The sequence below is a fragment of the Paraglaciecola arctica genome (assembly GCF_018861065.1).
Classification (GTDB): domain Bacteria; phylum Pseudomonadota; class Gammaproteobacteria; order Enterobacterales; family Alteromonadaceae; genus Paraglaciecola; species Paraglaciecola arctica_B.
Genome location: NZ_JAHKQO010000002.1, coordinates 129458 through 146517, shown reverse-complemented (window position 1 = coordinate 146517; position 17060 = coordinate 129458). Strand labels below are relative to the sequence as shown.

Genomic DNA, 17060 nt, shown 5'->3' with positions numbered 1-17060 from the left:
ACAAGGCGGATAGAACCACTAGCCCCTCACATGACCCGAGTGTAAACTGAAGTTTGTAGAGATTGCCAACTGAGTTGTCCTTAAGGAACTAAATGCCGCACTCATTTTTTCAAGACAGATCTTCCACTAATGGTCCGAGTCAAATTTACCAATTTGGGCTATTACATATTGGATTTTGGACCTTTGTGAGCATTGTCAGTTTTTTTTCATTGACGCTATGGTATGGACCATATGACTGGTTTCATGTTTTGCATATATTTTTACAGGCAGGCATTGGTTTAGCCTTTACGCTATTTCTGTATTGGGTTTTTATGCATATTTGGAATCGGCCATTTGTATACAGAGCCAGTATTGGATTGTTAATGGTGTTTCTTGTGGCTTTTGTGTGGACCTTGGTCAGAATTGAATTGTTTATGTGGGTAACCGACGCTGGCAGTAAATGGAATGAATTTGGTGGCTGGCATTTTGCCAGTGTATTTATATTTTTGTGTTGGTCTGGGCTTTTTCATGGGATGCGTTATAACGATTTATTGCAAACTGAACATAGGATCATGCTCAAAGCAGAAGCGGAAACTCGTGAAGAACAGATGAAACGTATGCGCGCGCAGTCCATTGCTAGAGACGCACAAATCAAGATGTTGCGGTATCAACTCAATCCTCACTTTTTATGTAACACTTTAAACGCAATTAACTCCTTAATAGAAGTAAACGAATCTGCCAAAGCCCAAGGCATGACGGTACAATTAAGCCGATTTTTAAGGCATTCATTAGATAATAACCCTGATACAAAAATTACTTTAGAAAACGAAGTTAACGCTCTTAATCTCTACTTAGAGATTGAAAAGACTCGATTTGGTGAACGACTCAGTTTAGATTTTCAGATCGAACCTGAGGCAAAAGTGGCGACGGTTCCAAGTTTGCTATTGCAGCCAATTATCGAAAACTCAATGAAACACGCCATCGCACAAAATGAATCAGGTGGGACGATTAGTTTGTATGCCGAGGTCAAGAATGAGCGTTTAATCATTCAGCTCAGTGATACAGGCAGTGGCAGTAAAATCGCACATAGCAAAGTTGGTAGCACTAAGGGGCGAGGCGTAGGTCTGCGTAACACCAACGATAGATTAAAAGCCTTATATGAGCAGGATTTCTATATCAATATTGATATTCTGCCATCTGGTGGTTTGAACACTCGAATTGAGTTGCCCTGCGAATACCTAAATGGCGAAAATCACCACCATAAACAAAGCCTTGGGTCGCCATCAATAAAAGAGAGCAAACATGAGTAGATTAAGGACCTTAATAGTTGATGATGAGCCGCTTGCATTAAAATTACTGAGAGCGAAATTAGATAAGGTTGATAACATTGAAATTGTCGGGGAAAGCAAAAATGGTCGAGAGGCAATAGCCGCGACATTAGAGTTAGCGCCCGATATTATTTTTCTTGATATTCAAATGCCTGGTTTGAATGGTTTTGACGTAGTTAAAGGTCTACAAAGTGATATCTTACCTTTGATTGTTTTTACTACCGCCTATGAACAATATGCTCTCGACGCTTTCGATGTTCATGCGGTTGACTATATATTAAAACCCATAGATGACGAGCGAATTTGCCGCGCCGTTCAACGAGCACAAAAACGTTTAGATGCTGTTGATGGACAAGATAATAAACCTCGAATTCTTGGGGCGATTGATAGTATGAGTCAAAGAATCTATCCCCAACAACTAGAAAATAAAAGACTACCAGGTGCATTATCAACAGATACCTTTATGGACAAAAAAGTCGTTATAAAGGACCGTGACGAAATTACAATCTTGAAACAATCTGAAATTGAATGGGTAGATGCTGCAGGTGATTATGTGTGTTTACACGCCGAAGGAAAAACTCACATTAAACGTAGTACCTTAAAAGAGTTGCTGACTGAGTTGGATGAAAACATCTTTAAGCGGGTTCACCGGTCAACAATAGTCAATTTAAACTTCATTGATAAAGTTATTCCTCATACTAAAGGTGAATTCTTTTTATTGCTTGGGGAGTTTGAAAAAATAAAAGTAAGTCGCAATTATAAGGATGCAATTAAGGATTTTTTACTAGGTGAGTAGTAGATCATATCTACTACTCGTCAACTGATTATTTTTTGCCTTTGTTTGGTTTTGAAGCGCGACCTTTAGATTTTTTAGCTTGGTACGGCGAAGACTTGTCGTGGCTGATTTTTGTTTCGCTGGCTTTGTTACTGCGACTATTTCTAGTGTTTTTAGCCACACTTTTTAGCAAACTGATTCGGTTGCTTACTTCAAATCCTGTTTTGACTATACGCTTTATTTTGCTACCAATTAACTTTTCGATTCGCGCTACGGTGTTTTCTTCTTCGCGACTAACGAATGATATGGCGTACCCTTCTTTTCCTGCTCGACCTGTTCGGCCAATACGGTGCACATAGTCTTCTGGTAAATAAGGCAGATTGTAATTAACTACATAATCCAATCCTTGAATATCTAAGCCGCGAGCGGCTACTTCTGTGGCTATCAAAACCTGAAGTTTCGCCGACTTGAAATCGGCTATAGCTCTGCGACGCGCACCTTGACTTTTATCTGCGTGGCAAACTGCCGCGTTTATCTTACTGCGTTTTAAGGCAGCCATGAGTTCATCAGCTTGCTGTTTGGTACTGGTAAAAACTAAAACTTGAAACCAGTTTTCTTCTTTTAATAAAGCTTTAAATAAATCAATCTTTCGTGATTCTTCAACCGGATACATCACATGTGAAACGGTGTCAGCGGTGGCATTAATTTTAGTTACTCTGATTACCTGATGATTATTCAATAATTTATGGGATAGCTCATTGACTGCTGGTGATGAGGTGGCAGAAAATAGCAAGGTTTGTCGCTTCTTAGCAGTAAACTTTAAAATGTTTTGTACATCTGTGACAAAACCCATGTCTAACATACGATCCGCTTCATCAAGTACAACAAACTCTGTATTGGCTAAATTAACGTTGCTCAACTCTAAATGTTCAATTAAGCGCCCGGGCGTTGAAATTAGGATATCCACGCCATCTTTCAGTTTATTCGACTGCCCACCCATTTTTACGCCACCATATAATGCTGCGACTTTTAACGGTAAAAACTGCGCATAGTCACTTATAGTGTTAGCGAGTTGTTCAGCTAGCTCTCTAGTTGGCGTTAAAATTAATGCTCGTGGACTACCCGACATAGTGTCTTTGGGTTTATCCAACATTTGTTGCAAGATAGGTAAAGCAAAAGCCGCTGTTTTACCGGTGCCTGTTTGGGCGTTAACTAATAAGTCTTTACCTCTGCGAGCAGGGACGATCGCTTGTTCTTGCACAGGTGTCATTTGTGTATAACCGCAGACATTAAGTGCCTGTTGAATTTCAGTGGCCAAACCTAAATTTGAAAATTTCATAGTGATACAGCTCCTAAACAAGAACATGGGTAAAAATCGAGGACGGAATATACAGCATTTTGAGATTATTTGTGGTTTTTATGCGCGTAAAACTTGTTCTTTCGCAGATCAGAACAGACTTGTTCACTATGCCTGAAAGTAAAAAGCCGCTAGCATGTTACTCATACTAAACGGCCCAGGGAGGTGACAGTTCACTAGGCTGTCAATGGTAAGTCGTTAAATTAGGATGAAAAGTTCAATAAATATAAAAATAAAATAATAATTAGTATAAGTATGCTAAGTATTGTCACATAAATAGGAGGGATAAATGAAAAAGTTATGTATCTGTATTAGTTTGTTGTTAACAGTAGCGTGTGATAAAAATGAAGTTGGGGATATTTCGTTAGGGGTATTTACTACTCAGGATATTAAACTGAATACTTTGGTTGATCCTTTGGTCACAGGTGTAACATGCCATGTGGCGAGCATTGAAGCTGACTTGAGTTTGTCAGATCCATCGGATAGTTCAATCGCCTGCCGACAAACAGGTGAAATCACCACAGCAATGATTGCTGCAATTGATAAGACTAAATCAGGTGAAGTGGTATTTAAAAAATCAAAAAGTATTTTCTTTAAAACGATGAAAATACGCCGTGTATTTGATGAACAAAGTCAAACGTTGATGTACGTTTCTTATTCTACCAAAGAGACGTCAGGAAGTTTTAAACACAGTCTTTCTACAGTACCTTTATGGGGCACTAAGGCATATCGTTCTCCTTCGAATCCTAGCGTGTAAAATACAACAATTGAGAATCAAACTCAGTGTTGCCTGCTGTTGTGGTGGGTGACGAAATTTTCAATTGCACAAGCATAATATTGAGATTCGATATCGGATGCGAAAACAACTTACTCAATTATTCTTTGTTAATGATTGGTTTTTTAGTTATTTTTCACGAAAAAAGTCGAGCATAAAGAACAATTACAAACGTTGCTTTTCGCGATAGACGTCTGACTCAACTTAGTAATAGTAAACTTTGTTTTGTCATAACCGAAGGAACAAAGAGCCTAATGGTAGAAGATAATCGCCGTAATATTAAAAAAATCAAATTCGTATTAAAACAAATGTTGCATGGGACTGTGCCTACTATTAGCACCGATAAGTTGGCAGATTTAATTAATTGTAGCTCTCAGTGGTGCTTGCTTGATTGCAGAGAGTCTAATGAATTTGAAGTGAGCCATTTACCCGATGCTAAATGGGTAGGTTATAAGAACTTCACCTTGTTTAATCTAAAAGGTATCCCAAAAGACACAAAAATAGCCTTGTATTGTTCTATTGGTGTGCGTAGTGAGCAAATTGCTGAAAAACTCATTGCTTCTGGTTTTTCGAAAGTGTGGAACCTATATGGTGGTATTTTTGCTTGGGCAAATGAGCATAAACCTTTAGTCGATCACAATTCTAACCCTACTTTTGTAGTGCATGGTTACGACCAAAAATGGGGGGAATTAGTCAACAACCCTGTTTTTACTAAAGTTTTATCCAATTAATTACAAATAAATTGAACCCAAATCTAGCCTGCTACGACCTTTAAATTATGAAACGAGACAGTGAACATATTTTAACTGAATGGTTAGTCGTGAATTGCCAATTGGGTAATGCCAACGCCTTAGAGCAACTGATGAAAATTTGGTATCCCAAATTATTACGTTATGCCTACCGGCAGTTGGGCGACCAACAGAAAGCTCAAGATGCGGTGCAAAATACCTTTGAGGTGGTGAGTAAAACCATCCGCAAAATACAAGACCCTAGTTGTTTCGCGAAATGGGTTTACCAAATTTTGCAAAATAAAGGTGTCGACATTATTCGACAAAAACAACGGCAAGACAGGCTTTGTGATGAGTATGTGCAATTTCAGGAGTTACATTATGCAAGTAACTTAACTGTCGTAGCTGGATCTGAAAAAATGGAATTTGACCAAATGTTGGATGGTTTGCCTCCTCAACTATATCAACTAGTACACCTGCATTATTTAGAAGGTTTTAGCATGCTTGAAATAAGCAAAATGTTAGCCCTTCCTACGGGCACAATTAAGTCACGACTACACCAAGCAAGAAAATCAATACAAAACAAATTACACAACAGTGAAAGTGGAGAAGTAAGATGACAAATATTAACCAAAAAATTCTCGATGCATTAAAAGAAGATAAAGCGGCTAACGAGTTTTCCGAGGAGCAAGCCAATGCGTTGCAATTAATTATGCAAAGTTTTAAAGGGACATTTCGCTTAACCTTTATCGTAGTCGTTACTTTACAATTGATATGTGCGGGCTTAGCGTTTTTTTGTGCTTATCAATTAGTGAACGAGGTCGAAATAGGGACAAAAATAAACTGGTTAGCAGGTACCTTATCAGCGGTTGTTGCTTTTGCTATTGCTCGTATATGGTTTTTTATGGAGCTAAATCGGTTATCCATAATACGGGAAATTAAACGGGTAGAACTACAAGTGTCTCTGTTAGCTGAGACTCATCAAAACCAGTAACGGTAGACAAAACTCGATGTTTGGCCTTTTTATTAGCGTAAAAATGTTCAATATTGGTTGTGCAACTAGAACAAAGTAACGACAGCAATAATTTACTTAGTTGCTCATAGTCTGTCACTAACAACGAAGTATGAGCAACGTTTAATATCTTGAAAAATGATCACAACAAATCGGCTTGTGATAAAGTTATAAAAATCAATTATCTAGCGTTTTAATGACTGTATGAGTCCGATAATAATATGAAAACAGTAAAGTGGCTTGGGTTTGTTCTAATATCTTTATTCACCCAATGTCTTGCCGCAAAAATTGTCAACGTTGCTGTGGCAGCAAATTTTAGCCACCCCATTCGAAGTTTGATTGTAGAGTTTGAGAAAACATCTGACTTTGACATCGCACCGTCTTTTGGTTCGTCAGGAAAGTTTTATGCGCAAATCAAACAAGGTGCGCCATATGAAATATTTTTTTCTGCCGATCAAGCAACGCCAGACGCTTTGCAACAAGATGGTTTAGTGATTGAAACTAGTCGTTTTACTTATGCAATAGGTCGTCTTGCACTGTGGAGTCCCCAGCCCGAGTTTCTCAATAACGTTGAGTCTATATTAAAACTAGGTAGGTTTAATAAATTAGCGGTAGCCAACCCTAAATTAGCGCCTTATGGAGCAGCAACGCTAGAAGTACTTGAACATTTAGCGTTAGTGGATAGGACTAGGGCTAAATGGGTAACAGGCGAAAATATTGCGCAAACCTATCAGTTTGTTATCACTGGAAATGCGGATTTAGGTTTTGTGGCTTTGTCGCAACTAGTCAGTGTGAATAAATCTAAACATGTAGAACAGGGATCTTATTGGTTGATACCAGATGATATGCACCAAGCGATTAAGCAGGATGTAGTCTTATTGCATTCTGCTGAAAACAGCGAAGGGGCCAAAGCATTTTTAGATTTTATGCATACTCCAAAAGCCCAGAATATCATCCAAAGTTACGGTTATTTAAATAATGATAAGTTGGAACTGCATTTATGAATTTATCCGAGAGTGATATTGCGACGATCTGGTTGACATTAAAACTAGCCACAACAGTTACAGTTTTGTTGTTAATAGTCGCCACTCCTATTGCTTGGTGGTTAGCCAAAACCCGCTCTTGGCTTAAGGCGCCGATTAGCGCGCTAGTATCTCTGCCACTTGTGCTTCCGCCTACCGTTTTGGGGTTTTATTTATTGCTAGCCATGGGGCCCAATAGTGCCATTGGTAAGCTTACTCAATCGTTAGGATTAGGTACCTTGCCCTTTACATTTTGGGGGCTAGTGGTGGCGTCTATGGTGTATTCGATGCCTTTCGTAGTGCAGCCTATTCAAAATGCAATTGAAGCCATAGGCAACCGCCCTCTAGAAGCTGCCGCAACTCTTGGGGCTGGACCCGTTGATCGGTTCTTTACTGTAGCGTTACCTCTAGCTAAACCTGGATTCATGACAGCATGGGTGCTCGGTTTTGCTCATACAGTGGGGGAATTTGGCATCGTATTGATGATAGGTGGCAGTATACCTAACGAAACCCGTGTTGTGTCGGTGCAAATTTATGATCATGTAGAGTCGTTACAATATGCTCAAGCCCATGCGTTGTCTGGGGCAATGTTAGTGTTTTCTTTTGTGGTGTTATTGGTGTTGTATACCTACCAGCATAAACGTAAAGCAATAGGTATGACCTATGGACAGTAATGACGAGAAACTAGGCGAAAGTAACGCCGCTAGATGCGACGTAATAAAGGCTCGCTTTCAAACAAGTTACCAACCACGAGCTAACGATCACTTTGAGTTAAATGTCGATATTGATATTCCGGGTCAGGGGGTTACCGCTATTTTTGGAGAATCAGGTTCGGGTAAAACCACGTTATTACGCTGTATAGCAGGTTTAGAAAGTAACGTAACTGGTCGTTTGCGTGTTAATGGGGAGTTATGGCAGGACCATAAAATATGTCTTGCTACTCATAAACGTAGTCTTGGGTACGTGTTTCAAGAGGCTTACTTATTTGAGCATTTAACGGCTTTTGGAAATTTACAGTATGCCATCAAACGCAGTGTCCAACCTGCTAATTCCGATTTTTTAGAACAGGTTATCAATGTGATGGGCATTGAATGTAATTTGTCACAACTTCCTGAACAGCTTTCTGGAGGTGAAAGACAACGAGTTGCAATAGCCAGAGCATTATTGACTCGACCTAAATTGTTATTAATGGATGAGCCTCTAGCGTCACTAGATACGCCACGTAAACTTGAAATTTTGCCGTACTTAGAGCGAATGCGCAGCAGCTTTAATATTCCGATTGTGTATGTGAGTCATGCTGTTGATGAAATTGTCCGCCTAGCTGATCACGTTGTAATTATGCAAAGTGGAAAAAATATTGCACAAGGCGATATTGCACAATTGTTTTCTAGAATTGATTTACCTTTAGGTATAGGTAATGAAGTAGGAGCAATTCTCGAATGTAATATTGTAGCCAGAGATATGAAATGGCATTTGATGCGGGTAGCGTTTGATGGTGGGAATTTGTGGTTACCTATTGTTGATAACTCGGATAACAGCACTTTGCGAGTGAGAGTGTTGGCGAATGACGTAAGCCTTACTTTAACACCTCATAGTGATAGTAGTATTCTAAATGTATTATCAGGGCAGATTGTTGAAGTGGTTAATGATCAGGCGCCTGCTATGGCTCTGGTAAGGTTGAAGGTAGGGGAGAGTTACTTGTTAGCGAGAATAACCCAAAAGTCGTTGCAAAGTCTTAGTTTGATTAAAGGTAAATCGGTGTACATACAAATCAAATCCGCTGCAATAGTGCGTTAGTTGTTAATGTTGCATCAAAGTTACAGCAATCAAATAACGAGAATAATATTTACTGTGCGCTTATTTTTTATCTCTGTAAGCGTTACTTTTCTTTGGGGTAAAAAAACGGCCTCAGAAGAGGCCATTTTAAAGGTAAGCATGATAAGCTACTCACCTTCCATGTTGAACGTTTAGTTCGTTCTAGAACAATTCTTTTAAGCCTATATTCTGTCGTTTAATGCAGCCACGATAGGAGAAGCATCTAAGCCATTTTCAGAGGCCCAAGCTAGTACAGTTTTACCGTCTTTTTCTGGCGACTTTAGGTCACCCTTAGGCATTTTTTTGACCATCAAGGTACCTGTTTCTACTGCATTGTTTAGCATCGCAGTACGAATAAGGCTGTTACCGCCACAAGATACACCAGTGTAGTAATCTTTAAGTTTTAATCTGAAATCAGACTGAACACGTTTCATTTTTTTACGTAGTTCACCTTTGTCATCGGCTTTAACGATAGTACAGATATTTTGTAAAGCTTCGCCAACATCAGCTTGTGCGTTTCCCGCAGTGAATAAAGAGATAGTAGCGATAGCGATAGAAGTTTTAACTATTTTCAACATGGTTAAGTTCCTCGAGTTTAGTCTATTGTTATTTCGCAGATATTGCTGCGTGTCGATGGAGTCATTAAAAACTATTTGAATTGATTAAAAAATCTGCGAGGTGATACTTAGGTATGGGAGGTTATAACTTTTAGGCTGTCGCTTATAAAGAGGCAGGTGTTAGGCCTACTTTGAAAGGTTGTGTTTCAAAGTAGGCGGTTTAACGCTTAGTTAATGAGACAACTACAGTAGTTAAGTAGCGTTTTACTACTAACTAAAAATGGCGATGAGTGTTTCTCGCTATTCTGGATGAAATGCTTGAGCAACCCGTGCAATCTGATCTCGCATCCAAATATGTGCATCATCTAAATCCGCGCTCATGTGCCAATACAAAAAGTATTCAAGTGGTGGCAATTCAAATGGTAATTCATACATCGCTAAATCATAATGTTTAGCAAGGTGGTAAGGTAAACAAGCAATTAAATCAGTTTTAACAAGCGTTGAAGGTACCGTCAAAAAGTGTTGACTGCGCATCACTACTTTGCGTTTTTCGCCTGCTTTGTCTAAAGCAACATCTATTGGTCCCACTCCGGTTTTTCTGTGAGAAACATTGATATGACCAAGCTGTAAAAACTCATCCATATTCATTCCTTGAGACAAGGAGGGATGATTTTTGCGTGCCAAAACGACAAATCTATCTTGAGCAATTTTTTGTTTACATAAATGTTGGTCGCTAAATGATGAAGCGTCAGCGTAAAAATCTAGATTACCACTAGCCATAGCAGAGACAATGTTTTTGCGTTCAATTTCGTAGTTGGTCAAAGATATTTTTGGTGCGCTTTTTTGTAATTGTCCCAGTAAGCGAGGAATAATGCTGACTTCCAATAAATCTCTACATGCGAAATTGAAAGTTTTTTCCGCTTTAAGAGGATCGAATATATGACTTTCTTGTACACTTTTTCGCAATAAACTTAAGGCTTCTCTAGCTGGGCCTATGATGTTCTGAGCTACCGGTGTGGGAGTCATGCTGTGGCCTGTTCGAACAAACAATGGGTCATTGAGCATTTCTCTTAATCGGGCTAAAGAGTTACTAACAGCTGGTTGCGTAATGCACAACACATCGGCTGCTTTGGTTAAACTTCCAGCTGTGTAAATTGCGTCAAAGACAGCAAATAAGTTTAAGTCAATACGGTGCAAATTCATAAACATTACCTAATACAATAATTCTGCAAACAGGATACGTTATTTATTAGTTAAATCAATGTTTGGCTATAGTTAATATTCATTACATTGATATATCAAAACTTGATAAGCTTAAGCATTCTGACATAAAAGGGGTAACCTTATGAGTAAAAAACTATTAGAACTATCCATCGGTGAGCAGCTTCCTGTGGGAGATTGGATCAGCATTTCGCAGACTGATATCGATTTATTTGCTAAGGCAACCAATGACCATCAATGGATACATGTTGACCCCAAGCGTTGCGAAAAAGAGAGTCCGTTTGCGACAACCATAGCGCATGGTTATTTGACGGTGACGCTTATGCCCAATTCGCTGTATCAGTCGATTCAGCCCGATCCTATTTACCAATCTTTACTGAATTATGGTGTAGACAAAATTAGGTTTATTGAGCCTGTTCGTGTTAACGATCGAATTAGGTTTGTTTCCGCATTAGTCAAAACTGAACAAAAGGCATCAGGAAAATTGTTTTATTTTGAAACTACGGCTGAAATTGAGGGTAGAGACAAACCTGCCATGAAAGGAATATTTCTAACTTTGTTGGTCGGTGCGAAATAAAAGACCCTTTAGAAAATAACTCCGACAATACTAGTTGAAACAATAAGCAAACCTTCTGGTTAGACCATAGGTGGAAAAAATATTAACATATAAGTAACATTAAATTTACATAATGCATTCATCAACCTACTATCAATGTGGAGTGTCTAAAATACAGTATTTCAGGCACTTAGGGACGAATATTATTATTGGAATTAAATAGCTTCATAATCGTTTCCTTGGGTTATTTGGCATTTTCCGTCTACATGATGGTTGTTTAATTTCTAATAGCTCACCTATTGGGGACACATTATGAAAATTAAAACAAAAATATCTACCCTAGCCGTAGCAATTTCTGCGCAACTATTGGCAGCGAATAGCATGGCTATTGCTCAAGAACAAGAAGTAAAAGAAGATCAAGCAATTGAATTAATTATGGTCACTGGCAGTTTTGTAAGGCGCAGTGAAAATTTTGAATCACCATCACCTTTAGCTGTAGTTGATAGTGTCGCTATTGATGCTATTGGGGCAAAAAGTATTGGCGATATTACTCAAACATTGACCATTAACACCGGTGCTGAAAACACACCCGATGCATTTACTCAAAATGCCACCGCCGGAACATCTAATATGAATCTCAGAGGCCTTGGGGTTGCATCGACATTAATATTGTTAAATAACAAACGCCAAGTTGTCACGGCGCAGCCTAATAATGCTGGGGTCAATTTTGTTGATACCAGTTCGTTAATCCCTATGATCGCTTTAAATCGAATGGAAATAGTAAAAGATGGGGCCTCAGCGTTATATGGTTCTGATGCTGTGGCTGGAGTTGTCAACTTCATTACTAAGCGAAATTATGAAGGCACTCAAATATCACTGGATTACCAAGATGGTGCACATGGTGATAATAAGGAGTATACAGTTCAAGGACTGTGGGGGACGGTAGGAGATGATAGCAGCATAATGGCTGCAATAAGTTATACCAACCGCTCGCCACTGTTTACAGGTGATCGTCGATTAAGTCGTCCTCAAGATGATACTAGCTCCTTAGGTAGCCCTGGCTCCTATTTTCTTAATGGCACGCCTTTTATTGATCCAACAGGCTGTACTGAGTTTGGTGGTTCCGAAATTCTACTTGCGCCTTCAGGCACAGTGCCTGGTTTAGAAATTGGCTTTTGTGGATTTGATTTTGGTAGGACCTACTCATTTGTTCCTGATGAAAGTCGATTGTCCACATTTGTTCAAGCTAAGAAACAATTGACTGATAACATTGAGTGGACAACCGAATTTTCGACTGCTAGAAACAGAGCAGAAAGAGGGGGATCGCCCACGTTTCCGATCTTAACTTTCCCTACAGTACCTGCTGACCACCCAGGTAATCCATTTGGCGCAGATGTATCCTATTTCGGTCGTGAGATTGGTAATGCCGGAGACGGAACTTCTTTCCCTGGAGACCCTGCGAATACAGAGTCTGATACGTTTAGATTCAGTACTATGTTACAAGGTGAGTTGGATACTGGTTTCTGGGAAATCAGTTATACGGCCGCTAGAAATAACTATCTGTTTACAGTAAACGATACCTTGGCTCAAGAATTCCAAAATGCTCTCAGAGGTTTTGGCGGTCAAGGGTGTGACCCATTAACTGGAACCGCAGGCGTTGGACCATGTGAGTACTTCAATCCTTTTGCAACCTCGTTTACGGTATTACCGAATTCACAGAATGTGATTGATTCATTTACTGGTCGTGAAGAAATTGATTCAAAATCAAACCTAGAGGTAGTTGAGGCTTTTGTTTCTACAGAATTATTTGAGATGGATGGTGGTTCAGCCGGATTGGCATTCGGCGCTCAGTATCGCTATCAAGACCTGACTCAGGACTACGATTCTCTCGCCAATCAAGATAGGTTTTCCTTTGTTATTGGTAATGCCGATATTTATGGCGAGCAAGATGTTTACGCTTTGTTTGGTGAGTTAGCTTTGCCCGTTAGCGATGATATGGATATTCAAATAGCACTTAGATATGAAGATTACGGCGGTACTACTGGTGATACTGTCGATCCAAAGTTTGCTGTATCTTGGCGAGCAACTGAGGACTTTTCTTTGCGAGGCTCTATTTCAACATCCTTTAGAGCTCCCTCAATTTTTCAAAGAGATGGTGGTGGAACCAGTTTGAATCAAATGGTTGACCCATTAACAGGCGCGGCGGCATTTGCTGCTGACAGAACCTCGGGTAATGATCAATTAGTACCTGAAGAATCTACTGCGTATAACCTAGGGTTTTCCCTCGAACCTGTTGATAGTTGGTCAATTGAAGTAGATTACTGGAATTTTGACTTCACTGATTTGATCATCAAAGAGAATTTTCAAGCCGTTTTAAATGCTGAGCCTCAGAATCCAGAGAGAGTGATAAGAGCTGGGGATCCATTAAACGGTCCATTACTCCAAGTTTTGACCACTTATGTTAATGCCAGTTCTCTTGAGACTTCAGGACTCGACCTTGTTTCTAGTTATCAATTGGAGACTGAGGTAGGTACCTTTACTCCAAGTATTAGCGCGACTTACATTTTGGCTTATGACTTAGTTGATCCTCAATCAGGGCCCATTGATGGTGTTGGTTTACGTAACTTTAGTAACATCGGTGTATCGACACCTGAAATGCGAGCTAATTTAGGGTTGAATTGGAAGCATGATTCTTTTTCTGCCAACATTTTTGCTCGTTATATTGATAGTTACAGTGACGACCAAAATTGCGCTGACGGGACTGTGTTTTCAGCTGCGTGTACTCAAGGATATAAAGATGTAGATAGTCACTTAACTTGGGATGCTCAAGTGAATATTGATCTTGGTGGAGTGTTCGAAACTGAAGGCGCATACGTTTTGTCTTTAGGAGGAGTTAATCTCACTGACGAAGAGCCTCCGCAATTGTTCACTAATGCGGGTTTTGACTCTAAAGTGCATGATCCGAGAGGTCGTCAAATTTATGCGCGACTAGCAATCGAGTTTTAATTTAAATAGTAAGTGAATAATTCCCAGCTAGTCTGGGAATTTTTTTGTAAATTTTTTGTTCCATTAGCGTTTCGCCAATATTACGTTTTACCTTTTATTCCTATGCCAACACCCACACACTATCTAAAATTATTAAGCCTATAGAAATGAGGAAGCTGACTGATGGGAAAGTATTCTAAACAACAAATTCAAACTGAATTGGATAAAATTAATCAACATTTAGAAGATGAGCACAAGTGGAGTATAATCGATGAGAAGTTAAGCAAAACGTTCAAGTTCAAAAGTTTTATTCGGGCGTTTGGATGGATGTCACAGATCGCTATTTGGGCGGAAAAACTAAATCATCATCCTGAGTGGTTCAATGTATATAATAAAGTAATAGTTCAACTCACGACTCATGATGTTGATGGATTAAGCGAGTTAGATTTTAAATTAGCGCAAAAAATGGAATCCTTTTCAAAATAATAGAATGTAGTTTTGTTATTGAATTTCATTGCAATAACTAATAGAACAACAAAATAGATGTTTAATTCAACAAATTGTTCGGCAATTGAGCGCTTAAACATGTTTTTAGTATTTATGTGTATTATCCACTTGCGTGACTAAGTTTGCTATGTATAATACGCCCCACTTGAGAAGCGGAAGCGATAAATTACTTCCAACTCATAGAAGATTTCAAGCGCGGGATGGAGCAGTCTGGTAGCTCGTCGGGCTCATAACCCGAAGGTCGTAGGTTCAAATCCTGCTCCCGCAACCACTTTTTAAAGCTTGGCTTTTAGCCAGTTTTTTGTAAGATTAGTGGACTAGGGTCCAGAAACAAATAACCCCGCTTGTACGGGGTTTTTTTGTACTTCAAGTTTTAGTTCTGTTTCTGGGCATTTGGCCCTTTTTTTGTTTTTGGAGCAATATTTTGTCGCAACTCGAACAAAAGCTGACGGATATGTTAACCGCGCCAGTTGAAGCATTAGGCTTTGAGATGGTAGGCGTAGAATTTCTACGTGCGGGTAAACATTCGACGCTACGTATTTTTATTGACCATCCCGACGGTATTGGAGTTGAACACTGTGCCGAGGTGAGTCATCAGGTGAGTGCTGTTCTGGATGTTGAAGATCCTATCAGTACCGAATATAACTTAGAAGTGTCATCTCCAGGAATGGATAGGCCTTTATTCAAAGAAGCCCACTACTTAGAGTGTTTAGGTGAAGTGGTGACTCTTAAATTAAGAATACCTATGGGTGATAGACGTAATTTTAAAGGAAAAGTGTTAGCCTGCGAATCCGGTAATCTAACATTAGAAATTGATAACCAAACCCATGTTTTGGCTATTGCGAATATAGAAAAAGGTAATCTAGTTCCATCTTTTGATTAGGGATAGCGAACTGACAAAAACTGTCGGAAAAGAGTAATCAGTGAGGCAACAATGAATAAAGAAATTCTGTTAGTGGCTGAAGCCGTTTCAAATGAAAAACAGGTTCCAAGAGAAAAAATCTTTGAGGCGTTAGAATTTGCTATCGCCAGCGCCACCAAAAAGAAGAATGAAGGCGAAATCGAAGTACGCGTATGTATCGACCGTGAAACCGGTAATTTCGATACCTTTCGCCGTTGGTTAGTTGTGGCAGATGACCATGAACAAGAAAACCCAACAGCTGAAATGTCGCTGTCTGCAGCTCAGATGGATGAGCCAGATAAACAAGTAGGTGATTTTGTTGAAGAGCAAATCGAATCTATTGCATTTGATAGGATCACGACTCAAACAGCAAAACAAGTTATCGTTCAAAAAGTACGTGAAGCTGAACGCGACCAAGTGTTAGCTGAATATGAAGATCGCGTGGGCGAATTAGTCACAGGTACGGTTAAAAAGGTTAATCGTGACAATGTCATTATTGATTTAGGTAATAATGCTGAAGGTGTGATTTACAGAGACGACATGTTACCTCGTGAAACCTTCCGTGCTGGTGACAGAGTGCGTGGTTTGCTCTACGTAATCCGTCCTGAAGCACGTGGTGCGCAATTATTTATTAGTCGTACACATCCAGATATGTTGGTCGAGCTGTTTCGCATTGAAGTACCAGAAATAGCTGAAGAAACATTAGAAATTAAAGCCGCGGCACGTGATCCAGGTTCAAGAGCGAAAATTGGTGTTAAAACTAACGATAAACGTTTAGATCCAGTTGGTGCATGTGTTGGTATGCGGGGCTCTCGAGTTCAGGCCGTATCGGGTGAACTAAGTGGTGAGCGAGTTGATATAGTGCTATGGGATGATAATCCTGCACAATTTGTTATTAATGCTATGGCTCCAGCTGAAGTCGCGTCTATTGTTGTCGATGAAGACAAACATTCAATGGATGTGGCTGTTGAAGCTGACAATTTGGCGCAAGCCATTGGTCGTAGTGGTCAAAACGTTAGATTAGCTAGCCAACTTACTGGCTGGGAATTGAACGTTATGACTGTAGAAGACTTGACTGCTAAGCATGAAGAAGAAAACGCTAAGGTCCTAACAGTGTTTACTGCTGGTTTGGATATTGACGAAGATTTTGCTTCTGTGTTGGTGGATGAAGGTTTCACTACTCTTGAAGAAATCGCTTATGTACCAATCAACGAATTGCTCGAAATCGAAGGATTAGAGGAAGATATGGTTGAAGAGCTTCGTAATCGCGCCCGTGCGACGCTAACGACTCGAGCTTTAGCGACGGAAGAAACCCTTGAGGCTGCAGAGCCTAAAGAAGAGCTGTTAAATCTTGTCGGTATGGACAGACATGTTGCCTATACCCTTGCAAGTCGCGGCATTACAGATCTTGAAGGCCTTGCAGAACAAGGTACTGATGAGATTTCAGATATAGAAGAATTGAGCGATGAGAAAGCCGGTGAGTTAATCATGGCTGCTCGTAATATCGTTTGGTTTAATGAAGAATAGGTCAACAGGAGGAAT

General features: G+C 39.7%; 17 protein-coding genes and 1 tRNA gene. 15 read left to right on the top strand and 3 right to left on the bottom strand.

Going from position 1 to position 17060, the window contains the following annotated elements; all coding sequences use genetic code 11:
• Positions 1-92 precede the first annotated feature (92 nt).
• Complete coding sequence (locus KO534_RS00920) at positions 93-1289, top strand: sensor histidine kinase (protein WP_252731870.1); 1197 nt, start codon at positions 93-95, stop codon at positions 1287-1289.
• Positions 1282-2103, top strand: a complete 822-nt coding sequence (locus tag KO534_RS00915; protein WP_215926233.1) for a LytR/AlgR family response regulator transcription factor — start codon at positions 1282-1284, stop codon at positions 2101-2103. Before KO534_RS00920 ends, KO534_RS00915 begins: the two co-directional genes overlap by 8 nt.
• 28 nt (positions 2104-2131) lie before the next feature.
• Here the strand turns inward: KO534_RS00915 and KO534_RS00910 are convergent, their stop codons facing one another.
• Positions 2132-3421, bottom strand: coding sequence for a DEAD/DEAH box helicase (locus KO534_RS00910; protein WP_215926231.1), 1290 nt, complete (start codon positions 3419-3421; stop codon positions 2132-2134).
• A gap of 307 nt (positions 3422-3728) precedes the next feature.
• Here KO534_RS00910 and KO534_RS00905 point away from each other — a divergent pair, with 307 nt between their 5' ends.
• The 7 genes from KO534_RS00905 (at position 3729) to modC (ending at position 8773) form a co-directional block, all read left to right on the top strand.
• Positions 3729-4196, top strand: coding sequence for a CreA family protein (locus KO534_RS00905; protein WP_215926229.1), 468 nt, complete (start codon positions 3729-3731; stop codon positions 4194-4196).
• A 272-nt stretch (positions 4197-4468) separates the two neighbouring features.
• Positions 4469-4945, top strand: a complete 477-nt coding sequence (locus KO534_RS00900; RefSeq protein WP_252731869.1) for a rhodanese-like domain-containing protein — start codon at positions 4469-4471, stop codon at positions 4943-4945.
• A gap of 47 nt (positions 4946-4992) precedes the next feature.
• A complete protein-coding gene (locus tag KO534_RS00895; RefSeq protein WP_215926227.1) occupies positions 4993-5562 on the top strand; it encodes an RNA polymerase sigma factor in 570 nt (189 codons plus the stop codon).
• On the top strand, positions 5559-5936 hold the full coding sequence (locus KO534_RS00890; protein WP_215926225.1) for a DUF6768 family protein: 378 nt from the start codon (positions 5559-5561) through the stop codon (positions 5934-5936). Before KO534_RS00895 ends, KO534_RS00890 begins: the two co-directional genes overlap by 4 nt.
• A gap of 239 nt (positions 5937-6175) precedes the next feature.
• Entirely contained in the window at positions 6176-6958 is a 783-nt protein-coding gene (gene modA / locus KO534_RS00885; RefSeq protein WP_215926223.1) for a molybdate ABC transporter substrate-binding protein, read from the top strand.
• Positions 6955-7650: a molybdate ABC transporter permease subunit gene (gene modB / locus KO534_RS00880; protein ID WP_215926221.1), complete on the top strand. Its 696-nt coding sequence runs from the start codon at positions 6955-6957 to the stop codon at positions 7648-7650. Before modA ends, modB begins: the two co-directional genes overlap by 4 nt.
• The gene (gene modC / locus KO534_RS00875) at positions 7640-8773 is read left to right on the top strand and encodes a molybdenum ABC transporter ATP-binding protein (RefSeq protein ID WP_215926219.1); all 1134 of its coding nucleotides are present in this window, start codon (positions 7640-7642) and stop codon (positions 8771-8773) included. Before modB ends, modC begins: the two co-directional genes overlap by 11 nt.
• Positions 8774-8973: 200 nt before the next feature.
• Here modC and KO534_RS00870 read toward each other — a convergent pair whose 3' ends face one another.
• Positions 8974-9369 carry a DUF3718 domain-containing protein gene (locus KO534_RS00870; protein WP_215926217.1) on the bottom strand — a complete coding sequence of 132 codons (396 nt, stop codon included), beginning with the start codon at positions 9367-9369 and terminating at the stop codon, positions 8974-8976.
• A 279-nt stretch (positions 9370-9648) separates the two neighbouring features.
• Complete coding sequence (locus KO534_RS00865) at positions 9649-10551, bottom strand: LysR family transcriptional regulator (RefSeq protein WP_215926215.1); 903 nt, start codon at positions 10549-10551, stop codon at positions 9649-9651.
• 142 nt (positions 10552-10693) lie between these two features.
• Here KO534_RS00865 and KO534_RS00860 point away from each other — a divergent pair, with 142 nt between their 5' ends.
• The 6 genes from KO534_RS00860 (at position 10694) to nusA (ending at position 17045) form a co-directional block, all read left to right on the top strand.
• Positions 10694-11146 (top strand): MaoC family dehydratase, encoded by a 453-nt coding sequence (locus tag KO534_RS00860; RefSeq protein ID WP_215926213.1) that lies wholly within the window; start codon positions 10694-10696, stop codon positions 11144-11146.
• A 291-nt stretch (positions 11147-11437) separates the two neighbouring features.
• Positions 11438-14131 (top strand): TonB-dependent receptor domain-containing protein, encoded by a 2694-nt coding sequence (locus KO534_RS00855; protein WP_215926211.1) that lies wholly within the window; start codon positions 11438-11440, stop codon positions 14129-14131.
• Between the two features lie 162 nt (positions 14132-14293).
• Positions 14294-14596: a 4a-hydroxytetrahydrobiopterin dehydratase gene (locus KO534_RS00850; protein ID WP_215926209.1), complete on the top strand. Its 303-nt coding sequence runs from the start codon at positions 14294-14296 to the stop codon at positions 14594-14596.
• A gap of 215 nt (positions 14597-14811) precedes the next feature.
• Positions 14812-14888: transfer RNA gene (locus KO534_RS00845), tRNA-Met, on the top strand.
• Positions 14889-15041: 153 nt separating this feature from the next.
• Positions 15042-15500: a ribosome maturation factor RimP gene (gene rimP, locus KO534_RS00840; protein ID WP_215926207.1), complete on the top strand. Its 459-nt coding sequence runs from the start codon at positions 15042-15044 to the stop codon at positions 15498-15500.
• A gap of 51 nt (positions 15501-15551) precedes the next feature.
• Positions 15552-17045: a transcription termination factor NusA gene (gene nusA, locus KO534_RS00835; protein ID WP_215926205.1), complete on the top strand. Its 1494-nt coding sequence runs from the start codon at positions 15552-15554 to the stop codon at positions 17043-17045.
• Positions 17046-17060: the final 15 nt, after the last annotated feature.